The organism is Mesorhizobium sp. M0478 (genome assembly GCF_040321305.1).
Classification (GTDB): domain Bacteria; phylum Pseudomonadota; class Alphaproteobacteria; order Rhizobiales; family Rhizobiaceae; genus Mesorhizobium.
Window position 1 is genome coordinate 55,556 of record NZ_JAMYRH010000021.1, and the last position, 19,537, is coordinate 75,092.

The window sequence follows — 19,537 nt, forward strand, 5'->3', positions numbered from 1 at the left end:
TTAACCGTCATGAATGGCCGAATGAATGTGAGCGGTGGATATCGCATCGAGACGGCGATTGCCATCCCGCCCCAATGCCGAAACCGGTCACATTCGCATTGCGGAATTCAGGCGGTCGATCATGGTCAAGGCGTGCTGCTTCTTGTCAAGATTGTAGGTATCGGTCTCAGATATGGCGTTCAGCGCCTCGTGCCAAGTGTCGGACAGCGTTTTCGCCCGCGCGAGATCCCCAGCCAGCGCGGCTTCACTGGCGCCGGTGGAGAGCAGATCGAGCGCGCGGCGGTTGAAGATGTCGAACTGGATCGCCTGGTCGCGGCCGGCGACGGCCTCGGCAAGGCGATAGGCGCCGGCGATGTCGCTCTTGCCCGACGTGACCAGGGCGTCGAGGGTGCGCGCAATCTCCAGCCCGCCATATTGGGTCAGAAGGATCGCATTGCGGGCGCTGCCCCCTGCCCGTTCCGCTAGTGCCGCGCGCGCAGCAGGATCGGAAGGTGGCGGCGGCTCGACGGTCTCCAGAACACTCATCAGGCTGCCGGCATCGAGCGGCGTCAGCCGCACCATCTGGCAGCGCGAACGGATGGTCGGCAAAAGGCTGCCCGGCGCATACACGATGAGGATGAACAGCGTGCGGCTCGGCGGCTCCTCGAGGTTCTTCAGCAAGGCATTGGCGGCGTTGGTGTTCATGTCGTCGGCCGGATCGACGATCACCACCCGGTAGCTGCCGTCATGCGAGGTCAGCGACAGGAAGCGGTTGACCTTGCGGATCTCGTCGACGGTGACGACGGTCTTGAAACTCTTGGTCTTGTCGTTCAGCGGCCGGGTCAGGTGCAGCACGCCGGGATGCGCCCCGGTGGCGATCTGGCGAAACAGCGGTGAGGCCGGATCGGGAACGGCAAACGTGTCCGGCGCCTGGTCGAAGGCCGGATGCTTCAACAGATGGTGCGCCAGGTGAAAGGCAAGCGTCGCCTTGCCGATGCCGACCGGCCCGGCAAAGATCAACGCATGCGGCAGTTTTCCCGAGCGATAGGCGGCAGCGAGCATCGCGGCCGCCTGCTCATGGCCGACCAGGCGCAGCGTCTCGGACGGCTCCGGTACACCGTCCAGCGTGTCGTGCTGCTCGGGAGCGATGCGTTCGAAGATCATGCGGGCGCCGCCTGTCGGTTGCGCGCGGGCGCCCTCGCCTCAAGTGCGGCGAACACCACCGCGGTGACGATATCCTCCACCGTAGCGGGAGGCGCCGACGCGTCGATCACGATGCAGCGGTCCGGCTCGGCGGCTGCGATCGCCAGGAAGGCGTCACGGCGGCGCTGGTGGATATCCAGCGTCTCCTTTTCGAAGCGGTCCGGACCGTCCTCGGCGCCACGCCGCGCGGCGGCGCGCCGCAAGCCCTCGGCAGGGTCAATGTCAAGGATCAGCGTCATGTCCGGCATCATGCCGTTGATGGCGACCTCCTCCAGAGCTTCCATGAAAGCCGGATCGAGGCCGCCGGTGACGCCCTGATAGACGCGCGACGAATCGAGGAAACGGTCGCAAAGCACGATGGAGCCGCGCTCCACCGCCGGCCGGATGACCTGCTCGACATGGTCGGAGCGCGCGGCGGCAAACAGCAGCGCCTCCATCTTCGGCCCGAACGGCTCGGCGGCGCCGGACAGGAGCACATGCCTGACCGCCTCGGCGCCGGGTGACCCCCCGGGTTCGCGGGTGAGGAGGACATCGTATTTCTTGGCGCGCATCTTCTGGGCCAGCCGCACGATCTGCGTCGACTTGCCGGCGCCCTCGCCGCCTTCGAAGGTGATGAAAAATCCGCTTGCCAATCGAAAGGCCTTTGTCCTGCTTTGCGCTGGTGTCTTAGTCCGCGCCTGAGAAAAGGTCCACGCCGCGGGAACTCAACGCAGCCAGCCTACGGCCAGTTCCCTGGCGGCATCAAACGCTCGTTGCGGCAGGGTGCCTACGCCGACCGATTCGGCGGCGAAAAGCGGCGTTTCCTGGCTTAGCGTGTCGCCGATCCAGACGCGCAGCGCGCCGACGGGTTGCCCCTCCTCCACCGGCGCCGATACCGGCCCCTGATAGACGATCCTGGCGGTCAGCTTGTCGCGGTTGGCGATCGGCAGCAGGACGTCGATCGGCGCCTTTGCCTTCAGCGCTACGCTGGATTTGGCGCCGCCGAACACCTGGGCCTCGCCGACCACTTCGTTGCTGGCGAAAATCTCGGTCTTCTCGAAGGAGCGGACGCCCCATTCGAGCAGCTTGCGCGCTTCCTCGGCCCGCTCGCGATCGTTCGCCAATCCGCTCATCGCGGCGATCACCCGCGTCCCGTCATGGCTGACCGAGCCGACAATGCCGAAACCGCCCGTCTCGCTCGACCCGACCGCCATTCCGTCGGCGCCGATGCCCATGGCCAGCAACGGGTTGCGGTTCTTTTGCGAGATCTTGTTCCAGGTGAAATCGGGCCGGCCGTAATAGAGATAGAGATCCGGATATTCGCGCCATATATGCAGGCCAAGCTGCGCCAGTTCGCGCACCGTCGTCTGCTGGCCGTCGGCCGGCAGGCCGGTCGAATTGACGAATGTCGATTTCGCGAGCCCGATCTGGCGGGCGCGATCGTTCATCTGCGCCGCGAAATTCTCTTCCGAACCGGCCATGCCTTCGGCCAGCACCATGCAGCCGTCATTGGCGGCCTGTATGGTGACCCCCTGGATCAGAGCCTCGACCCGGATCGCCGATTTGAGCTTGGCGAACATGGTCGACGTTCCCGACGGGGCGCCGCCCTTGCGCCAGGCATTCTCCGAGACTACGAAGGTGTCGTCGAGGCTCATGCGCTTCGACTTGATGGCGTTGAAGACCATCTCCATGGTCATCAGCTTGGCCATCGAGGCCGGCGGGATCGGTTGGTCGGCATCCTTGGAAAACAGCACCGTGCCGGTTTCGGCATCGATCATGAAAGCCTGCGTGGCCTTGGTCTCGAAAAGCTGCGCGTTGGCCGGAACCAGCGCGGCAAGCAAGAAGCCAAGGCCAAAAAGCCCGGCAAAAGGGTGGAAAAGGCGAAATCGCATGAAGAGGCTCGACCTGTTAGCCGGCAGAAACTTGCCGCAACGCTATCAGGCTTCTTCCCGGCGGATCAACCGCGCAATGACAAAACCGGCGTGCCTTTGTTGGTCAGTTGCGCACAGCCAGCGCGTCCGGCGCGCCATGCGACCATGCCGCGCGCAAGAGGTCGTCGACATTGCCATGGCCATCCGGATAGAGATTGACCGCGTACCAGTCATTGCCGTCGAGTTCGGTGCTCTGGATTTCGGTCCTGCCGAACGGTTCGAGAGCCGCAGCCACCCGCTTTGCCTCGGCAGCATCGTCGAAGGATCCGGCGGCGACATAGTCGGAAACGGCAGGCGATGCCTGCGGGTTGGATTTCTTCCACGATTGCAGGATGTCGGCTGGCGACATGCCCTGGTCATCGAGTGCTGCAAAGACGTCGGCGCGCTGCACGCGTGCATCCGCATAGGAGAGCGAAGCCACGGCAAAGGGCGTTTCCGGGCGCTGAGGCACGATCGGCCCGAATTCAGGCAGCGTCACATCGCTTGAGGCCGGTGCCTGCATCGACATCACTGGCTGTGTGTCGGAATTCGTCAACTGACCAGGAAACGGCACTACGGCAGGGGGTGCGCCAACAGATAGGCTCGGCGAAGGTCCGTTCATCGCCACCATGACGCCGGTTGGCAAGCCATCGGACGGGTCCGGGCGGTTGCCCGGGCGGTAGGAGGCGACCAGATATTGGTCGTCGTCGCCGTCGAGCGGTGCGCGGCCAATATATTCCACCTTGACCCTGGCCGTGCCGACCTTGGCATAGTCGAGCATTTGCGCGGCGCGTTCCGAGACATCGATGATGCGTCCCTCGTGATAGGGGCCGCGGTCGTTGACGCGCACGATGACCGAGCTTCCGGTCTCGGTGTTGGTGACACGGGCGTAGCTTGGCAGCGGCATGGTCGGATGCGCCGCCGTCAGATGGGTCATGTCGTAGACTTCGCCATTGGCTGTGAGACGACCGTGGAAGGCATCGCCATACCAGGAGGCGAGACCGACCTTGGCGTAGCGCTTGTCTTCCTTGGGGTAATACCACTTGCCGCGCACCTGATAGGGCTTGCCCAACTGGTCGCGGCCGCCGCCGCGCCGCATGTACTGAACGCGCGGGCTGGCCTTCACACCGTACTCGGTCTCGGCAAAATATTCCTTCGAGCGAGGCTTCTTGTAGACCATGGCTTTCGGCTCGGACTGCGGCGACGCGCACGCGGCCAGCAACGCAGCCGAAAGAGCGCACAACACCAAAGCAGGAGCGCGACGAAGACGCCGATGCGTCGTGGTCTGCATGTTTTCCGATGTCCCCTACCGTCTCGACACAGGCGCCGCTTCTAGAATTTCGGCGGAGCCAGATGAGCAATGCCTGCGACGCGCCAATCCCCATCCCTTGTGCGCAGGAATTGTTTATCAGCGTATTAATCGATTGTGTCCGGAACCGGGCAGGAATGTGGCGGCCAGGTCCCGGGCTGGCCGGGCGCCTGTGAGGAGGCATCCGAGACCTCTGTCCTTTGGAGTCTGGAAGTGAACCTGTGGCATGAAGCGCGGCTGCCTGGAACCGACCGACCCGAGATACGTTCTGCGCCTCATGGATGAATTCATTGAACGTTTCGGGCAACAGACGTGGCTGCCCTTTTCCGTAATTTCAGCCAGGCTTTTGCTCGCGGCCGTCCTTGGCTCCATCGTTGGGATCGAACGCGAATGGCGTAACCGACCGGCCGGATTGAGGACACACATCCTGGTCTGTGTTGCGACGGCTCTAATTGCCATCCTCACGATCGAGATTACTCATCTTCACGTCTTCGATGGTCAGGAAATCGCCATTGATCCTATCCGCTTGATCGAAGCCACGACTGCCGGCGTGGCATTTCTGGCCGCGGGCTTGATCTTCTTCTCCAAGGGCGAGGTTCAAGGGCTTACCACTGGGGCGGGCATGTGGCTGGCAGGCGCCATAGGCCTGGCGGTTGGGCTCGGGTTCTGGCAGATCGCGGCTTTGGCTACCTTGCTCGCACTTGTCGTGCTGGGTCTTCTGCAACTTGTGCAGGTCGGCAGCAAGGATCGCAATTAGATCCCGGCTCCTTCGAAAACGGGTTCGCAGCTCCGTTCGGGTAACGAACGCCACCCCCTATTATCCATGGCAGCGCCGATGGTTGACTTGGCGATGGGCAACGCTCTAGAGAAATGAACCGCAAGCTGGTCCGGAAGGATAGGTATCATTCGATACCAACTGTCGTTCACTGGGTCGGTTGATGTTCCTAGATGATTGAAAAGTCACGTTGGAGGGATGGCCGAGCGGTTTAAGGCACCGGTCTTGAAATTCGGTTGCGGCCGTCCCTGCCCTTCCCTTTTGGTACTGCGAAATCCTTGTCTGTAACGGCGTTGAGCCGCTCCCAAATACCGTTCCTGCTACGCTGTCCCGGTGCATACCGTCGCGTTGCGTTGCAAAAACCGTAGCAGTGTGTTCGCAACCTGTTCTGTCTCGAACTCCTAGTCTTTCTAGGCAAGATCGCCCGATAAAAAGGGCGCCAGACGGCGAGGCATTCGGCTGCGGGCCGCCCCTACGCGACGTCGGACCGACCTCGCGCGGAATGAGTGTGGTTGCGTGCTTCGGGCCGAGTCGAATAATCAGAGACAGGCTGAGAATGCTGTGGCTCAACAACAGCTAGGGCAACCGTGGAATGATTGGACTTTACGACGTATGGCCGGCGCTCCGTCTCCCGATGACGCGGCAAGCCTCAGCAAGTGGCGGGCGGCTCTACGTCGGAGAAATCAGTCCCCTAGGCGCCGCAAAGCATGAGTGACGTAGGGCGGTGGGGGTCCTGGCTTTCTCATTTTAGGCGCCGACTCACCTTCAGCCGCCCGAGCCTTCACCGCCGAGCGCTTACCCGCGAGCCGGCCGCCTCGACCTCCACCCGAACGGATGCAGGCTCAATTCGATGCAGCGACTCGGCGTCGTGAGTGCCCGCCCCTACGGCGGCGACGTGGTCGACGATGACGTAGGACCCACCAGGCCTCAGCCGATCGTAGACGTCTCGATTGAAGTGGCCGCGGGCTTTCTTCTGAATTATCGCGGTGTGGAGATCGAGAGGCCACATCCGTCACGGTCAAGGGGCGTCTATACCCTGTCAGGCGAGCAGCCGATGAAAGGCGGTAAGCTAAAGAGGCGCGGGCTCGAAGCAGTTGTGGCATACGACCCGGGGTGCAGCGTGCAAGGACCAGCAGGATCCCCGACCGCAAGTGCGACGCGGCTCTATGCGGCCGCTGTTCAGCGGTCACTGCGCTCTCACCGTGGAAGCATTGAGGCTTCTCAACGAGGCCAGTCCCCCAACGACGGCAAAGGCAAGAGCCGTTAAATCACGCCTTGGCCAGCAGCAGATCCCGTCGGTATCTGCCGCAGCATTCGAAACCAGTCGTCGAACAAGGTTCCGCTTTTAGCATCGCTTCTTTGCCGCAATCACCACGAAGTCGCTTCCGATCGTACCGGCATCCATGAGTGCATCTTCAATCTTAAACAGCATGTCGAGAACCAGCATGGAGGACGCATCGTCTTCGCGGAAGTTTCCGGCGATGCCACTAAGCAGAAACTGCATAATTGTCCCGCCACACGCATTCATTGCGATGATGTCGAAATTGTCTGCGATAGCGGAAACGATGTCCTGCGACCGAATAGCTTCCGACGGATCGACACGCCGAACCTCTGCTGGATCCGGTATGGGTGCTTGAGTCGCCACTTGACCAAGGCTCGCAGGGATAAAACTCCGTCGATATTGGTGCGGGATCAAATGGAACGCATGTGAGATCGCCTCCCGTTGGGCAGGCGGAAAGCCGAAATGGTTCGCTCCGACATACTCGTTGACGAACAGCAGACCACCCGGCTTGAGGCTACTGTGGACACGTTCGAGCACGCGCTCAAGCGCTTGGATATGGTGAAGTGATCCGTTGAACCAAGCGGCATCATACACTCCCTGCTCTAGGCCCGCCGTTTCGATGTCTGCGCAGCGATAGTGGATGCCGGTGAACCCTTCTTGACGTGCTGCCAATATTGCACCCTGAATTGCCGCTGGCGCGATATCGAACGCATCGCACATTATACTGGCGTCAATTCGCATGAAGTGCCGCTCAAGGTCGCCGTAACCGCAGCCGATGCTAAGCATGCGAAGGTCGTGACCTTGCGGGGCGAATGACCCAAGGCAATACTCTACCCACGACCCATAATTCCCGCCGGCGCAAGCGCGACGCTGGTGACGCGCCATGACGGCTGGGACAGCAAGCCAGTAGACATTCGCCGAGAACTCGTCAGATCCGCTGCTTATATCAGACCAGCGCTCCGCGACGCGCCCTTTGTCGTCGTTAGTCATAGCGCCTTCTATCGGCATGCTAAGCTTTCTCCATCCTGTCATCCTGAATTTCGGCGTAGCCTGCTTCCACCGGCAATTGCGTTCAACCGGTATCTTAGCGTATCTCCCTCATTGGGGAACACTGGCGCCGCCAGCGTGGGATCAGGAGCTCTGATGTCGTCGCGTAAAGAGGCAGGACAGAAGCCACACGCTCCCATGAATAGTGAGACCTATTGGTCGCGCCGCTTCGAAACCGACTGGGTTGTCAATCGAGGTCGGGAGCAGTCGGTTTTCTTTGGCCGGATCATTCTCGATCATCTGCCGGAATGGCTGACCCGTTCGCTGCGTGATGAGCGCTGGACGATCTGCGATTGGGGGTGCGCTCTGGGCGACGGTACGGACCTCCTGGCTCAAGTGTTCCCAGGCCCGGTCACAGGGATCGATTTCGCCGAACCCGCGATTGCCTCGGCGCGCGCGACATTTAGCAAGCCGCATTTTTTGCGGGTCGACCTTTTTCGCGAACTGTTCAATGAGCGTTTCGATGTGGTTGTCTCCTCCAACACCCTTGAGCACTTCGACGATCCCGTGGCCGTCCTCGAGCGTCTCGGGGAAATGGCAACCGAAGCTCTTGTGATCCTCGTCCCCTTCCGAGAGTATTTGAGGTTAGACGAGCACAAAAGTACGTTCGATCCCTCGAACATCCCGGCAACGCTTACAGGCGGGGAACTAGTGCTGGCTACCTCGAAAGTTGTCGACGCTCGAGCGATGGAGCCGACGTATTGGGCAGGCGAGCAAATCCTTCTCGTTTATGCCCGAACACAACGTATCGCCGAGCGTGAATTTCGCCTCAGTGACCTCACGTTCGAGCATTGTCCGTCCGCCCCGATCGCGCGTAGGCAGATCGAAACTGAGGACGAGGCGCGGGCCAGGAGCTTCATCGACGAACGCGCGCGTTGGAACGTCGAGGTCGCCAGGCTGGCCAGGGAACTCAGCGACGTCAGGATCGAACAGGCGGAAGCCGAAGTGGTTCATTCGGCGACCAAGCGTCGAATAGTTGAACTGTCGGAGGAAGTCGGGGCGGCGAACACACGAAGCCTTGAGACCGAGCGTATCCGCACGGCCTTGGCTGATGAGGTGGCGCGGCTCAGCGACTCATTATCGGCTGAACGTCATGCCACCAATGTCGAACGGGTCAAAGTCGCCGAGCTTCTCGCAGCCGCCAACCTGGCCGCCCTTGATCACTCGCGGCAGATCCGGGCGCTAGATGAGGAGTTCCGGGTCGGTCGCAAACCCGTAAAGGAGATTAGCGAGTTCCTTGCCAATGCAACACAAGGCCAGGAGTGGAGCAATTCCGCCAAAGACGAGGAGATCGCGACACTGCGAACTCTCCTCCAGGCGCGCGATGATGGTATCGCCTGGCTGCAGGGCGAGATACAAGTCCTAGCCGGCGAGTACGAGCGGCGACGTACCAGCTTCCGCATTCTCCTGGCTGACCTGATCATCCTGATCCGGCGTAGATGGCCCTGGCTCCGGGGCATCGGAAAGGTCCTCCTTCCGCGTCGTCTACGTTTCAGGATATTATCCCGGGCGAATTCCTCGCCACTCCTGACGCTCGTAAATCGCGCCGGTGGTCAACCGCGGGCCGTCATGGCTCCAAGTGTTGCCAGGGCCGGGACACCGGGCGCGCCCGCGCCAGGAGCGGAGCACGCCGGCCTCCTAGACATAGTATGCTTCGCCAACATCGCTTGGTCAGCGCGTTACCAGCGTCCTCAGCAGCTAATGTCGAACCTCGCTGCCCGCGGCTACCGCGTGTTCTATATCGTACCCTCGCGCACGCCTCCATCGGGCCGGGATTACGACCTCATGGAGGTTGCGAACGGCGTCTTCGAGGTCTCATTGCGAGCGGACGGAGTGCAGGATTTCTACAGCAAATCTATGAGCCGTGGGAATCAGACAGCCTTCGGGGAAGCGATGTCGGCGCTCGCGCGCGATCTCAGGATTAAAACTGCGGTCACCGTCGTCCACCTCACATACTGGACGCCGCTAGCACTTGCGTTGCGGACGTCCCGCGGGTGGCACGTGCAGTACGATTGCATGGACGAGTGGGACAATTTCCCGAACATCGGCCGCGACCTCCTCCATGACGAGGAGACGCTGGTTCGTGAAGCCGACCTCGTGACCGTCACAGCCGCCCTGCTACAGGATAAGTGGCAAGCCAAGGCGCGCCGTTGCGCCCTCGTTCGCAATGGGGTGGACTACGCGTTCTTCCAAGAGCGGTGCGTTCCGAATGATCTCTTGGCAAGCATGAAGGCTCCGATCATCGGCTACTATGGTGCGCTCGCCGAATGGCTCGATTTCGAGCTAATCGCTGCCGTGGCCCGCCAGCGTCCCGATTGGTCCTTCGTTTTGATCGGCGATGATTTCTCCACTGACCTGGCCGGCCTCGACAGCCTTCCAAATGTGCATCTGCTTGGACTGCGTCCCTATAGTGAGATGCCTCAATACCTCTACTGGTTCGACGCATGTTTGATTCCGTTCCGGGTTTACAACGTCACGCATGCGGTCGACCCGGTGAAGTTCTATGAATACATGAGCGCCGGAAAGCCTGTAATCGCGACGCCGACTGTTGAACTCCAAGTCTACAAGGACTATCTCTCATTCGCGGCCACTCCTGATGAGACAGTGCAGGCCATAGAAGCAGCGCTTGCCGATAGTGACCAGGCACTGTCCCGCCGCCGACGGGAACTGGCGAAAGCTAATGACTGGTCCGAGCGGGTGGACGCCACGCTCACGGCCCTCCGTCACGGCTTTCCAGTGGTGTCAATCATTGTTGTTACGTACAACAACATCGATCTCACTAAGGCCTGCATCGACAGCCTGATCCGGAATACCACTTACCCGAATTACGAGATCATCGTGGTCGACAACGCATCGGAAGACGGAACGCAGTCTTACCTACGACAACTATCCGGCTTGGAGCTGCCCGTCAGGATCGAGCTCAATCGGGATAACCGCGGGTTCGCTGCCGCAAACAATCAAGGCCTACGCATAGCGACTGGCGACGTACTCGTTCTTCTGAATAACGACACCCTCGTGCCGAAGGGATGGCTCGACCCCCTCATTCGTTACCTGGAAAATCCATCTGTCGGCCTTGTCGGTCCTGTCACCAACGAGATCGGCAACGAAGCGAAAATATCGGTGGATTATGTAGACACGGAAGGCATGGAGGCGTTTGCAGATAAGAATGCGGCTCGTCACGCCGGTCAATCCTTCGACATTCCAATGTTAGCGATGTTCTGCGTCGCGATGCGTCGTGACACGATGGAGGCTGTGGGACCACTCGACGAGGCATTCGGGCTGGGGCTATTCGAGGACGACGATTATTCACGCCGCGTTCATGAAAAGGGCTTGCGCACAATCTGTGCCGAAGACGCCTTCGTTCACCATATTGGTGGGGCAAGCTTCACCAAGCTCCCACAGGCGGAATACGCCGAGCTCTGGCAGCGCAATCAAGCCCAGTTTGAAAGTAAATGGGGCGGGTGGACGCCTCACCGCCACCGTGATGTTTAAGAAAATAATTGGCGGGGTGTTGCGGCAAGAACAAATGGCCAAGATTTTATGCGTTATCGGGTCTCAGGACTGGCAATCTCCAGCACCCATTTCCGGAGGAGTAACCGAATGGCCACTTCGATAGTGGCGACTGTGCATTTCGCACCAACTGAGAAGGCTCAACGTCGCGCTACTGAACCAAGGGGTTGGGAGTTCGGCCATCAGCTTCCTGTTGCTGACGTCGGTCGCCTTATTGAGAAGGGGTATTGCTTGGCTGTCAGGCGCCTCGGCCTATTGTCGGTGTCCGCTTCTGTTCGGGAAAATGTCGGCAACAAGCTCGAATTGGCATTCGAAGATACCGGCGAGCACAGCCTTAAGAATATCGAGCAACCGATACAGGTCTACAATGTCCTTTTGGACAGCACGTTGCCCAAGGGCGCCGCCAGCGCGCGCGCTTCGGAAACGCGGACCAAAGGCAGCATAGCCGTGCTGCCTTTCTCCAACATGGGAGGAGATCCGGAGCAGGATTATTTTGCTGAAGGCATCGCGGAAGACATTCTGACCGAACTTTCGCGCTTCAGAAACCTGTTCGTGATTGCCCGGAATTCATCGTTCTCGTTCAAGGGTAAGGACGTTGGTACTCAGGAGATCGGAAAGGCACTGAATGTCGAATATATCGTAGCTGGCGGCGTGAGGCGCATCGGCAAACGGGTCCGCGTGGCGGCACAACTTATCCACAGCACTACTGGTCAGGAACTTTGGGCCGAACGCTATGATCGCGAAGTTGAAGATATCTTCGTCGTCCAAGACGAAGTTGTCCGGACCATCGTTGTCACGCTCGAATCGCGCCTTCAATTGGCCATTGCCAATGATGCGAGCAAGCGGAATCTCCCGAGCCTGGCGGCCTATGAATGCGTTCAATTGGCAAAAAAGTATGTTGCCCTGCATGATGCTGCACGAGCAATGCCATTTGTAGAGAGGGCTCTCCAGCTAGATGCTGAATACGCCGTTGCTTATGCTATGCGAGCCGCGACGTTCTACGTGCAGTACCTCGAAAACGCGCAAGCGAATACGCTCGACGAAATGGCGGCGGCCTCTCGAACCGCCATCGCTTTGGATGAAGGTGATTCCATAGGGCATGCGCTACTCGGAATGGCCCTGATTCTCAAAGGGCAATACGAGTTGGCAGCGTCTCATCTGGAACGGGCCATCAGCCTAAATCCGGCCAATTCTGTCGCCGTCGCGTATCAGGCAGAGTTGCTCTTGCGAAACGGTGACTTCGCCATAGCGCTCAAGACGATGGATGAGTTGCTTCAGCGCGATCCAATTCCGGCTACATGGCATTGGGAAATCAGGGGCATGGCTCTACTAATGCTGCGACGATATCAAGAAGCGATCTTGGCATTTTCTCGGCAGATCCATCCATTTTGGTACATTCATGGCGACCTAGCGATGTGCCATGCGCGCCTCGGTCACCTGGGTGAGGCGAAGGCGGAGGTTGAGAAGCTCATATCGGCAATGCCCGATATAACGATCAGCCGGTATGTCGAAATCGACCCATATAGAAATCAGCAGGATCGCGACTTCATCGTAGAGAGCCTTCGGCTGGCTGGGCTGCCCGAGTAGCGATGCCAGATTAGCGCTCGCGCGCTGGATTGCCGACCGCCCCGCAAGCCTTGACGGGCGCAACCGGCCCCACAGGACCGACAGGAGCTACCGGTCCCGTCGGCGTGACGTTTGTGGCGACGCGGACGGCACTGAAGGCCGTCAACACCGGCACCACGATTCAGGTCTATCTGACCGAAGTCGGCCGCGAGGGTCGATTGAGGACGCTCTGCGCACCCACGGCCTCATCAACTAGGCCATTCCAACCAACGACAGGGCCTTTCGCTTGACGCGGCTTGCCAGAAGCAGCGCCACAGCTTTTGTTGACAGGATCGGTGGATGCACGGGTACCTCGATATGGACGGGTACCTCGATATGGACGGGTACCTCGATATAGATGGTCCTCGCCGGCATAGGCGGATTCCCGCTGCCAAACAGTTCTTGAGCCAACTCCGCGATCTGCCGTTGCGACAGTTCCAACCGCTTGGCATCGAAATCAGCCGATGACATCTTCGCAACCGGCGCGACCTTAAGCTGGACGATGAACTCGGATCCGTGGCTTTCCTCGAGACTTGTAATAGCTAGGCTGATCAGGCCCATTTGGCGCAGTTCAAGGACCAGCAATTCGAATGAAGCCGGAGTGAAGAACCAGGCGTGAGCATCGACATAGGGGCCATCGAGATTGGCGATGTCGGCCTGATAACATCCCCACACATGGTCAAAATTCTCGGTAAAGCTCAGCGGCGCCTTCGACCCTGCAAGCCAAGAGCCCACGCCGTTTCTGTTAGCGGAGCAGGCGCGGGCCTCAAAGAGAGTTTCCGGTGTGTGGCGGGTCCGCTTCTCTCGGTAGGCCGTCAGCACTTCGCGGATGCCGGTCGCCGGCTTCAGGACATCGAAGCACTTGCGCATGTCAGGTACGGCGAGAGAGACAATGCCCCCTGGCCGCAGAAGGCGTGATACCTGTTGCAAGAAGCTGACCAAATCGGGCGTGTGTTCAATGACGTGGCTGGCAATGAAAAAGTCGTAGCCGCCCGGCTTTCTAGAGAGTGCTAATGTATCTAGCGGCTCGCCTGACCAGACGATGTCGACATCTTCAATTTGATCGGCTCGCTTGCGTATGGCTTCGACTTTGTGATTGCGGGCCGCTGCGCGCAACGCTTCCCCATCCTGAAAATCGATTACCGTTGTTTTCCAGCCGTGGGCCTTCGGCGCAACGGGACTATAGAAAGGGCCGATCTCGACGCCGACCATAGTGCTCTTGTCGAGATTCCGCAGAAGCTCATCAAATCTCATCATGTTATCGCCACAACCTGATTGGTGTGGCGTTCTGTTCTCGTCATGATCAACCGTCGCGCCGGCTTTTCGATGCCGTAGTAGGTCAATGTAGCTGCCACGAGCGTACCGGCGAGGACCAATGAAGTGTAGAGGGCAGGATGTTCCGCGTAGCTGATCCAGCGTGACAACTGCGCCATGACAGGCCAGTGCAGCAGATAGATCGAATAGGATATTTCGCCTAAGTAACGCGCGGGGCGGCTGCCAAGCGTCCTGGTTGCTAAGGGGGCCGAGATTGCGGTTTGTACGAGAAGGGCGACTGCAGCGAAATTCAGAGGGGATTTCCAGAAATCGAAAAAGTCTATGCCGAGTCGTTTCGACACTGCTGGCATTGCGGCAAAAAATAGGGCGACGGCTACGGCAAAGCTGGCGTTTGATGACGTGCGCGGCAGCAGCGAAACGCCAAGCCCGACCATAAAGTACGAGACGAAAAAGAGCCGCCCGCCGAAGGTATCGGACATTATCACCAGCAGGGGGATCGCCGTTAGCAGCATTAGGATCGATGCTAGCCTGTTGATCGAGAACATCAGCCAGATGAGGCCGAAAAGAGCGTAGAATTGAACCTCGATCGGGACCGTCCACAAGACGCTCGTCGCCTGAAAGAAGGTCAGGTGGGCTGCCAGGTTGGAGTGGTCGACGGCATAAAGAACAGGGGTTCCCGTGAAGTTCATTATGACGAACGAAGCCAAAACTACCGCGAGATACATCGGAAACACCCGAGCGATCCGACGTCTGTAAAAGCCAGCCACTTCCGCCCCGCTGAACGGCAAGTTCAGGTACAGCATTCCCATAAGAAAACCGGAAAGGCAGAAGAAAAGTTGAACCCCGACCTGCGCACCACCGTCGCCGAAGACTCCAGGAAGGAAGCCGAGCACATTGCACACGTGGCCGGCGACCACCAACAGCGCAGCAAAGCCGCGCAGACCGTCAAGATTTTCTAGCCTTCCCATGCGTGTTACGTGCCCTGAATGGCGGTAACATGCCACAGGGTATCGGGATTACTTCGCTGATTTCAGGTTAGGCCGGCAAAAAGGTCACACAGAAGCTGACTAGGTAAGCCGGGTCACCGGCTTTTGGCTAGCCGCATCCACCGCAATCTTGACGCGAGAGCTGGCAGGTCCGTCAACCGGCTACCCGCAGAAGCAGTGCGACACCGATCCCATAAGGGATCAGCAGTGCCGCCAGGGCGACCCACATGCCCGGATCGGCGAATACCTGCATCTGGCTGCGAAGCTGCTCCATTGCACCCAACGGCGAAAGGCCCGCTGTGTTCCAAAACTGAAAAGGCCGGCGCACTCAAGCTGGCGATGGGCATTAGGTTCCATTGCTAGATCACGAGCAAGCGCGCTTACCTGCAGCGGAACCTGACAGCCATATGACCGTTATTCGAAAGGACAACGAAAGGAGATCGCCATCATGGATTGGAATCGCGTCGAAGGAAATTGGAAGCAATTCAAAGGTAAGGTCAGGGAGCAGTGGGGCAAGCTCACTGATGATGATCTCGACCGCATAGCCGGCAACCGCGATCAGCTCGAAGGTACGATCCAGGAACGCTACGGCATTGAGAAGGATCGCGTGCGGAGAGACGTCGACGACTGGTATGGTCGGCAGGACTCGTAGGCTAGCACAGTTGGACTAGTCAAATAAAAGGGCGCGTAACGAACCGCGCCCTTTTCGCGTTTTTCGCATCCGTGTACCGTTCGGCTCGGCCTTGAACAAGCGATTTTTGGGAACGTGTCGGCTTCCAGCCGCGTTGATCTCCACAATGGAGGTCGTAGCAATGTCCATCCACAAAGAAGACTATCGAACGAACAAGGCTGACTACCTGATAGCGAAAAGGCCAGATCTGGTTGAGAAGACCAAGCCGAAAAGGAAGACGTTGCGGCGTGACGATCAGCGTTCCGCAAAGTTATTGGAAAACCCTGCCGCGTTATCCGAGAGGCCGGCCTCACGCCGTTAGAGAAATCGCAGAAGGTCAAGAGGAACATTTTAGCGATACTGAATGTTCGACTGGTATGGACAGCCGAACCGTACCCTCCGCAGATCAATCTAAAGCAGCACGAGCCCTACTGAACTGGTCGCGTGTGCGACTTGCCGCAAAGGCCAATCTTAGCGAAATGGTGATCAGCGATCTTGAGAACGAATTCAGGAAACCGCGTCCCCACAACCTCGCCGCCATCCGCAAAGCGTTTGAGGATGCCGGAATCGTCTTCACCGTCGAAGGCACTCCATCGCTAGCCCGCTCAGAAGGTGATAGCGGCCTAGCCGCTGATAATAGACAGTGGCGCCGCCGGGAGAAAAAAGCATAAGGGGAAAAGCCCGGGTACACTCCGCAACCCGATCTCTAAAGCGGCCGCTGACAAGGGCGGTTGTTCACTGACTTTGTTCCGGCGCTCACCTTTCTAAGGTGCCGCTCGAATATGGCCAGCTTCTCTTCGTAGCCGAGCCGCACTTTGGACCTGCTGCTATCGCATTTGAAACCGGCAATCGTTTTGAGCCAGGATCCTCTTCTCACCATTGGGCACGAACAGGACGGGCATTGGAATTCTATAGCTACGTCGCGCAGTTCATTTGATAGAGGCACTGTGCATGTTCTCCTCAGTGGCACGGCCACTGCAACAAAGTGGAAGGAGAAATGTTTCGCGGCGCGGCCATTTACGCGAAGGAATCAGACCTAAGTCCAAATGTTGACGGGGGCAGGCAAGCTGTTCCTTGCCCCTCGATCCGTCGCCGTGGCCTCTCACCATACTCGGCCGCAGCTCAAACGCTCGTATCACCGGCCAGAACGCGCAGTTCAGCCAGTGGAATGGCACAGGACCGGCAAAGCCGCGCGACCGGTTAAGTTAAATCCGCACGAACTTGTCGAGATTCAGACGGATCCGTTGGCCTTCCGCAAAGGCCAGGGCATAGGATTCAAGCTCGAATGATCGGCTGTCTTCCTTCCCCTTCTCTACCACGCGGACGAACCATTCTCCGCAGGCTTCGACCACCTTAACCACTGTCTGAGTTTCGGTGTTTTGAACTGTGCCGCCCATCGCAATTGCCTCCACCGCCAAACGGGACAATTAATGGATTTATAAGACCTGGGGAATCGATCTTTCAAGGTGGAATCCGCATTAGCGCTGGATGTTGCATCGCGGCGCGGAGGGGTTTTATTAGCTCCCCCTCATCTTGACGCCGGCGCCGGCTGCTCCAAAGTCTTGGGCATCGCTCGGGGAAGTATCAAAGTTGGCGACGAGGTCGCAGTCACGGCGATTGTGCGCGGCCGTGTGACGCCCGATCGCATAAGCTTGACGATCCCCTCCTACGACTTCCGGCATTCTGTTGTCGATCCGACTTGGAAGACTGTGATTGGCCAGCATATGGAATTGATCGGCCCTGTCACACGCATCGACGGGGACAAGGTAACCGTCAGCCTCCGGCCATTGGTGACTGTCGAGGCCGAGCACGTGCGCCTTGTCGAAAGACATGTGGCACTTCCACGCGGGCGAAAAAAGTCGCTGGTTGACAAGGCTTAAACTTCGTTGCCGACCCCAGGAACAGCCCACTGAAACTTTCTCCTTCACATCGGCTCTGGTCGCCTCCCGCTAGCTGCCGGCGCGTTGCGATTCGGCGCAGTAGACGGGTTGGCATTTTCCGAACTTTCCGCCATGTCGTCGCGATGATGTTGGCGAAGGCGCTTCAGCAGATCGCGTGAGGCTTGGATCGCCCTGCGCGATTGATCCATGTTCTGGCGAAACGTGGCGCGTTCCTCCATGGACTTCTGCCACTTCAGCAAGGTAGCCGTAGTCGCAGTGGCGGCTTGAGCGATATCTATGGGCGTTGCAACCATCGCATCCTCCTAAAAAGGCAATGGTAAACGCCAAATATTGCCGACGAGCGGAGGCAATTCACAGCTGTCCTACCAGCAATTCACCCCCCAGAACGGCGATGTCGAGCGGGCAGAGGGGGTGATAAAACGATGTCTTCCTGCTGCTGGAACTGGCTCCCCTTTTTGGCCAGTCGCTTGCGCCTCCGTTCCCGGAGGGCTGTCATGCCATAGCGAGTGATGCCGTACAACAACAGGCCAAAAATCAGCCCGAGTGGCACCGCACCGCACAGCATGGGCTTTAAGACCGGTGCCCACAATTGCGAAATTGAAAGGGTCTTCAACATCTCACTCAGATGGGCTGGCCGTTCGTAACTTTGCACGTGGACGTGCAACATGATCTTGCCGGTCTCCCAAGACGCTCCCACTACAAACGGGAGGGTCAGCGGGTTGCCAAAGACAAATGTTCCCAACCCTGCCGCCACCATGTTTCCTGAAATTAGCCAGCACACGATGGCGGCAATGGCGAAATGGGATCCTAGCGGAAAGAAAGACGCGAAAACCCCAGCCGCCACCCCAGCCGCGACGGCGTTTGGAGTGGCGTTCAGACGGAGAATGCGCTTTGAGACATACTGAAACGATCGCGAGAAGGAGCGGCGCGGCCACATGTAAATGCGCAATCGCTCGAAGAGACCATCAGGATTTCGCCGTCTAAAGAGCACTCTCTTGCCCACTTCAAACGCGGTCGGTTGAACGGATGGACCTCGTCTTGAAAAAAACGCAGCCTGTGCTGCTTTGTTCCGAATGGTTCCTTCGGCTACGAACGCCCTATGTGCCGGAACTTTACTGGCGTTTGGCACGTTTTCCCGTCGAACCAATTGCGGTTCCAGGAAAAGGGAAAATATGGAAGATCCAGGTGTGGGTTGGATAGCAGCGATCGTCATCGGCGGTATCGCCGGCTGGCTTGCCGAGATGTTCATGAAAAGCAACATGGGCGTGCTTATGAACATCATCTTGGGAATCGTCGGCGCTATCGTCGCCAATGTCCTTCTAGGGCTGCTGGGCGTTTCGTTGGCCGGCTGGCTCGGCTATCTTGTCGCCGGCTTCATCGGCGCGTGTATTTTGATTGCCGTGGCGCGAATGATTAAACGCTGAGCCTACAATCGAGTTGTGCACATCAGTATCGATAGGGGCGCGTGATCCTTAGGACCACGCGCCTTTCTTCAGAGCGGAAAATCGAGATCAAGCTGGTCGCGCCGCCGGAGCCTGTCCGCTGTACTTGTTGAGGTGCCGGCGTAGCAGTCTGACGTTGCGATTGTTCGCCTTGAAATAGACGTCGAAGATCGAGCCGAGAATTGGGACACTTCCTACGAGCGTATCCAGCAGCACGTTGCCTAGCATGCGAGCGACCAACCCATTTCCGGCACCGACGTTTCGAGCTCGCAAGACGATGTAGGCCGAGACAATGCCCGTCGCCGCATCTCCGAGTACGGGGACCAGACCTACGAGCGCATCCAGTCCAAAACGAATTGATGTGCCTGGAATGCGCCAGCGGGAATCGAGTAGCGCGGCCAATAGATCCAACTTGGCAAGTGCGTTTGCTGTATCACCACCGTGACCGCCCTGCCCGATCATGCCAATTCGCGCGCCAGTACGATTTAGTATCTCTCCCTGATGGATAGCCGTCACCTTAGATATCGCTTTGACCGCCTGAATTCGCTTGCGTCCTGTGCGATGGCACGTCGTCGAGCAAGGTCGTCTCACCGGAGCTTTTCGGCGCCTCAACGGGCAATTCACCAGTAGGCGTCATTTTGCTGACGGCCTCAGGCAAATCTCG

18 protein-coding genes and 1 pseudogene are annotated in these 19,537 nt (G+C 58.8%); 6 read left to right on the forward strand and 13 right to left on the reverse strand.

The features are described from left to right. Positions 1 to 87: 87 nt before the first annotated feature. From NKI64_RS30480 to NKI64_RS30495, 4 genes are all read right to left on the reverse strand, one after another. Positions 88 to 1,143, reverse strand: a complete 1,056-nt coding sequence (locus NKI64_RS30480; protein WP_352671816.1) for a DNA polymerase III subunit delta' — start codon at positions 1,141 to 1,143, stop codon at positions 88 to 90. Continuing rightward, the gene (tmk, locus tag NKI64_RS30485; protein WP_352671819.1) at positions 1,140 to 1,814 is read right to left on the reverse strand and encodes a dTMP kinase; all 675 of its coding nucleotides are present in this window, start codon (positions 1,812 to 1,814) and stop codon (positions 1,140 to 1,142) included. Before tmk ends, NKI64_RS30480 begins: the two co-directional genes overlap by 4 nt. 72 nt (positions 1,815 to 1,886) lie before the next feature. Beyond that, positions 1,887 to 3,053 carry a D-alanyl-D-alanine carboxypeptidase family protein gene (locus NKI64_RS30490; RefSeq protein ID WP_352671822.1) on the reverse strand — a complete coding sequence of 389 codons (1,167 nt, stop codon included), beginning with the start codon at positions 3,051 to 3,053 and terminating at the stop codon, positions 1,887 to 1,889. Between the two features lie 103 nt (positions 3,054 to 3,156). Then, on the reverse strand, positions 3,157 to 4,362 hold the full coding sequence (locus tag NKI64_RS30495; RefSeq protein ID WP_352671825.1) for a septal ring lytic transglycosylase RlpA family protein: 1,206 nt from the start codon (positions 4,360 to 4,362) through the stop codon (positions 3,157 to 3,159). Positions 4,363 to 4,657: 295 nt separating this feature from the next. On the opposite strand from NKI64_RS30495, the gene NKI64_RS30500 reads away from it, so the two are divergent. Further along, entirely contained in the window at positions 4,658 to 5,137 is a 480-nt protein-coding gene (locus NKI64_RS30500; RefSeq protein ID WP_027050850.1) for an MgtC/SapB family protein, read from the forward strand. Positions 5,138 to 5,960: 823 nt separating this feature from the next. Here NKI64_RS30500 and NKI64_RS30505 read toward each other — a convergent pair. Beyond that, positions 5,961 to 6,152 (reverse strand): annotated as a pseudogene (locus tag NKI64_RS30505) (class I SAM-dependent methyltransferase); the annotation flags it as partial. 348 nt (positions 6,153 to 6,500) lie between these two features. After that, the gene (locus NKI64_RS30510; RefSeq protein WP_352671828.1) at positions 6,501 to 7,427 is read right to left on the reverse strand and encodes a class I SAM-dependent methyltransferase; all 927 of its coding nucleotides are present in this window, start codon (positions 7,425 to 7,427) and stop codon (positions 6,501 to 6,503) included. A 153-nt stretch (positions 7,428 to 7,580) separates the two neighbouring features. Here NKI64_RS30510 and NKI64_RS30515 point away from each other — a divergent pair, with 153 nt between their 5' ends. Together NKI64_RS30515 and NKI64_RS30520 are read left to right on the forward strand one after the other, a co-directional pair. Next, the gene (locus tag NKI64_RS30515) at positions 7,581 to 10,976 is read left to right on the forward strand and encodes a glycosyltransferase (RefSeq protein WP_352671831.1); all 3,396 of its coding nucleotides are present in this window, start codon (positions 7,581 to 7,583) and stop codon (positions 10,974 to 10,976) included. Positions 10,977 to 11,084: 108 nt separating this feature from the next. Beyond that, positions 11,085 to 12,581, forward strand: a complete 1,497-nt coding sequence (locus NKI64_RS30520) for a tetratricopeptide repeat protein (RefSeq protein ID WP_352671834.1) — start codon at positions 11,085 to 11,087, stop codon at positions 12,579 to 12,581. A 231-nt stretch (positions 12,582 to 12,812) separates the two neighbouring features. Here the strand turns inward: NKI64_RS30520 and NKI64_RS30525 are convergent, their stop codons facing one another. Continuing rightward, positions 12,813 to 13,856: a class I SAM-dependent methyltransferase gene (locus tag NKI64_RS30525; protein ID WP_352671837.1), complete on the reverse strand. Its 1,044-nt coding sequence runs from the start codon at positions 13,854 to 13,856 to the stop codon at positions 12,813 to 12,815. Then, a complete protein-coding gene (locus NKI64_RS30530) occupies positions 13,853 to 14,842 on the reverse strand; it encodes an acyltransferase family protein (RefSeq protein WP_032996874.1) in 990 nt (329 codons plus the stop codon). The genes NKI64_RS30525 and NKI64_RS30530 overlap by 4 nt, the downstream gene beginning before the upstream one ends. A 466-nt stretch (positions 14,843 to 15,308) precedes the next feature. On the opposite strand from NKI64_RS30530, the gene NKI64_RS30535 reads away from it, so the two are divergent. Then, a complete protein-coding gene (locus tag NKI64_RS30535) occupies positions 15,309 to 15,512 on the forward strand; it encodes a CsbD family protein (protein WP_352671841.1) in 204 nt (67 codons plus the stop codon). A 266-nt stretch (positions 15,513 to 15,778) separates the two neighbouring features. Beyond that, entirely contained in the window at positions 15,779 to 16,201 is a 423-nt protein-coding gene (locus tag NKI64_RS30540; protein WP_245265857.1) for a helix-turn-helix domain-containing protein, read from the forward strand. 534 nt (positions 16,202 to 16,735) lie between these two features. On the opposite strand, the gene NKI64_RS30545 is transcribed toward NKI64_RS30540, so the two are convergent. The 4 genes from NKI64_RS30545 to NKI64_RS30560 form a co-directional block, all read right to left on the reverse strand. Continuing rightward, positions 16,736 to 16,927, reverse strand: a complete 192-nt coding sequence (locus NKI64_RS30545) for a hypothetical protein (RefSeq protein ID WP_352671844.1) — start codon at positions 16,925 to 16,927, stop codon at positions 16,736 to 16,738. 120 nt (positions 16,928 to 17,047) lie between these two features. Beyond that, positions 17,048 to 17,362: a hypothetical protein gene (locus tag NKI64_RS30550; protein WP_352671847.1), complete on the reverse strand. Its 315-nt coding sequence runs from the start codon at positions 17,360 to 17,362 to the stop codon at positions 17,048 to 17,050. A 92-nt stretch (positions 17,363 to 17,454) separates the two neighbouring features. Continuing rightward, entirely contained in the window at positions 17,455 to 17,724 is a 270-nt protein-coding gene (locus NKI64_RS30555; protein WP_352671850.1) for a hypothetical protein, read from the reverse strand. Between the two features lie 80 nt (positions 17,725 to 17,804). After that, positions 17,805 to 18,578 (reverse strand): DUF2062 domain-containing protein, encoded by a 774-nt coding sequence (locus NKI64_RS30560; RefSeq protein WP_502901412.1) that lies wholly within the window; start codon positions 18,576 to 18,578, stop codon positions 17,805 to 17,807. Between the two features lie 25 nt (positions 18,579 to 18,603). On the opposite strand from NKI64_RS30560, the gene NKI64_RS30565 reads away from it, so the two are divergent. Further along, positions 18,604 to 18,855, forward strand: coding sequence for a GlsB/YeaQ/YmgE family stress response membrane protein (locus NKI64_RS30565; protein WP_023699159.1), 252 nt, complete (start codon positions 18,604 to 18,606; stop codon positions 18,853 to 18,855). Positions 18,856 to 18,942: 87 nt separating this feature from the next. On the opposite strand, the gene NKI64_RS30570 is transcribed toward NKI64_RS30565, so the two are convergent. Beyond that, positions 18,943 to 19,335 carry a DUF4112 domain-containing protein gene (locus tag NKI64_RS30570; RefSeq protein WP_352671855.1) on the reverse strand — a complete coding sequence of 131 codons (393 nt, stop codon included), beginning with the start codon at positions 19,333 to 19,335 and terminating at the stop codon, positions 18,943 to 18,945. Positions 19,336 to 19,537 lie beyond the last annotated feature (202 nt).

What these genes read in the sequence shown, in the direction of transcription:
- NKI64_RS30480 (WP_352671816.1), bottom strand. Translation starts at nt 1,143, where the DNA reads ATGATCTTCGAACGCATCGCTCCCGAGCAGCACGACACGCTGGACGGT.
- NKI64_RS30490 (WP_352671822.1), bottom strand. Translation starts at nt 3,053, where the DNA reads ATGCGATTTCGCCTTTTCCACCCTTTTGCCGGGCTTTTTGGCCTTGGC.
- NKI64_RS30495 (WP_352671825.1), bottom strand. Translation starts at nt 4,362, where the DNA reads ATGCAGACCACGACGCATCGGCGTCTTCGTCGCGCTCCTGCTTTGGTG.
- NKI64_RS30500 (WP_027050850.1), top strand. Translation starts at nt 4,658, where the DNA reads ATGGATGAATTCATTGAACGTTTCGGGCAACAGACGTGGCTGCCCTTT.
- NKI64_RS30510 (WP_352671828.1), bottom strand. Translation starts at nt 7,427, where the DNA reads ATGACTAACGACGACAAAGGGCGCGTCGCGGAGCGCTGGTCTGATATA.
- NKI64_RS30515 (WP_352671831.1), top strand. Translation starts at nt 7,581, where the DNA reads ATGTCGTCGCGTAAAGAGGCAGGACAGAAGCCACACGCTCCCATGAAT.
- NKI64_RS30520 (WP_352671834.1), top strand. Translation starts at nt 11,085, where the DNA reads ATGGCCACTTCGATAGTGGCGACTGTGCATTTCGCACCAACTGAGAAG.
- NKI64_RS30525 (WP_352671837.1), bottom strand. Translation starts at nt 13,856, where the DNA reads ATGATGAGATTTGATGAGCTTCTGCGGAATCTCGACAAGAGCACTATG.
- NKI64_RS30530 (WP_032996874.1), bottom strand. Translation starts at nt 14,842, where the DNA reads ATGGGAAGGCTAGAAAATCTTGACGGTCTGCGCGGCTTTGCTGCGCTG.
- NKI64_RS30535 (WP_352671841.1), top strand. Translation starts at nt 15,309, where the DNA reads ATGGATTGGAATCGCGTCGAAGGAAATTGGAAGCAATTCAAAGGTAAG.
- NKI64_RS30545 (WP_352671844.1), bottom strand. Translation starts at nt 16,927, where the DNA reads ATGGGCGGCACAGTTCAAAACACCGAAACTCAGACAGTGGTTAAGGTG.
- NKI64_RS30550 (WP_352671847.1), bottom strand. Translation starts at nt 17,362, where the DNA reads ATGTCTTTCGACAAGGCGCACGTGCTCGGCCTCGACAGTCACCAATGG.
- NKI64_RS30555 (WP_352671850.1), bottom strand. Translation starts at nt 17,724, where the DNA reads ATGGTTGCAACGCCCATAGATATCGCTCAAGCCGCCACTGCGACTACG.
- NKI64_RS30565 (WP_023699159.1), top strand. Translation starts at nt 18,604, where the DNA reads ATGGAAGATCCAGGTGTGGGTTGGATAGCAGCGATCGTCATCGGCGGT.
- NKI64_RS30570 (WP_352671855.1), bottom strand. Translation starts at nt 19,335, where the DNA reads ATGATCGGGCAGGGCGGTCACGGTGGTGATACAGCAAACGCACTTGCC.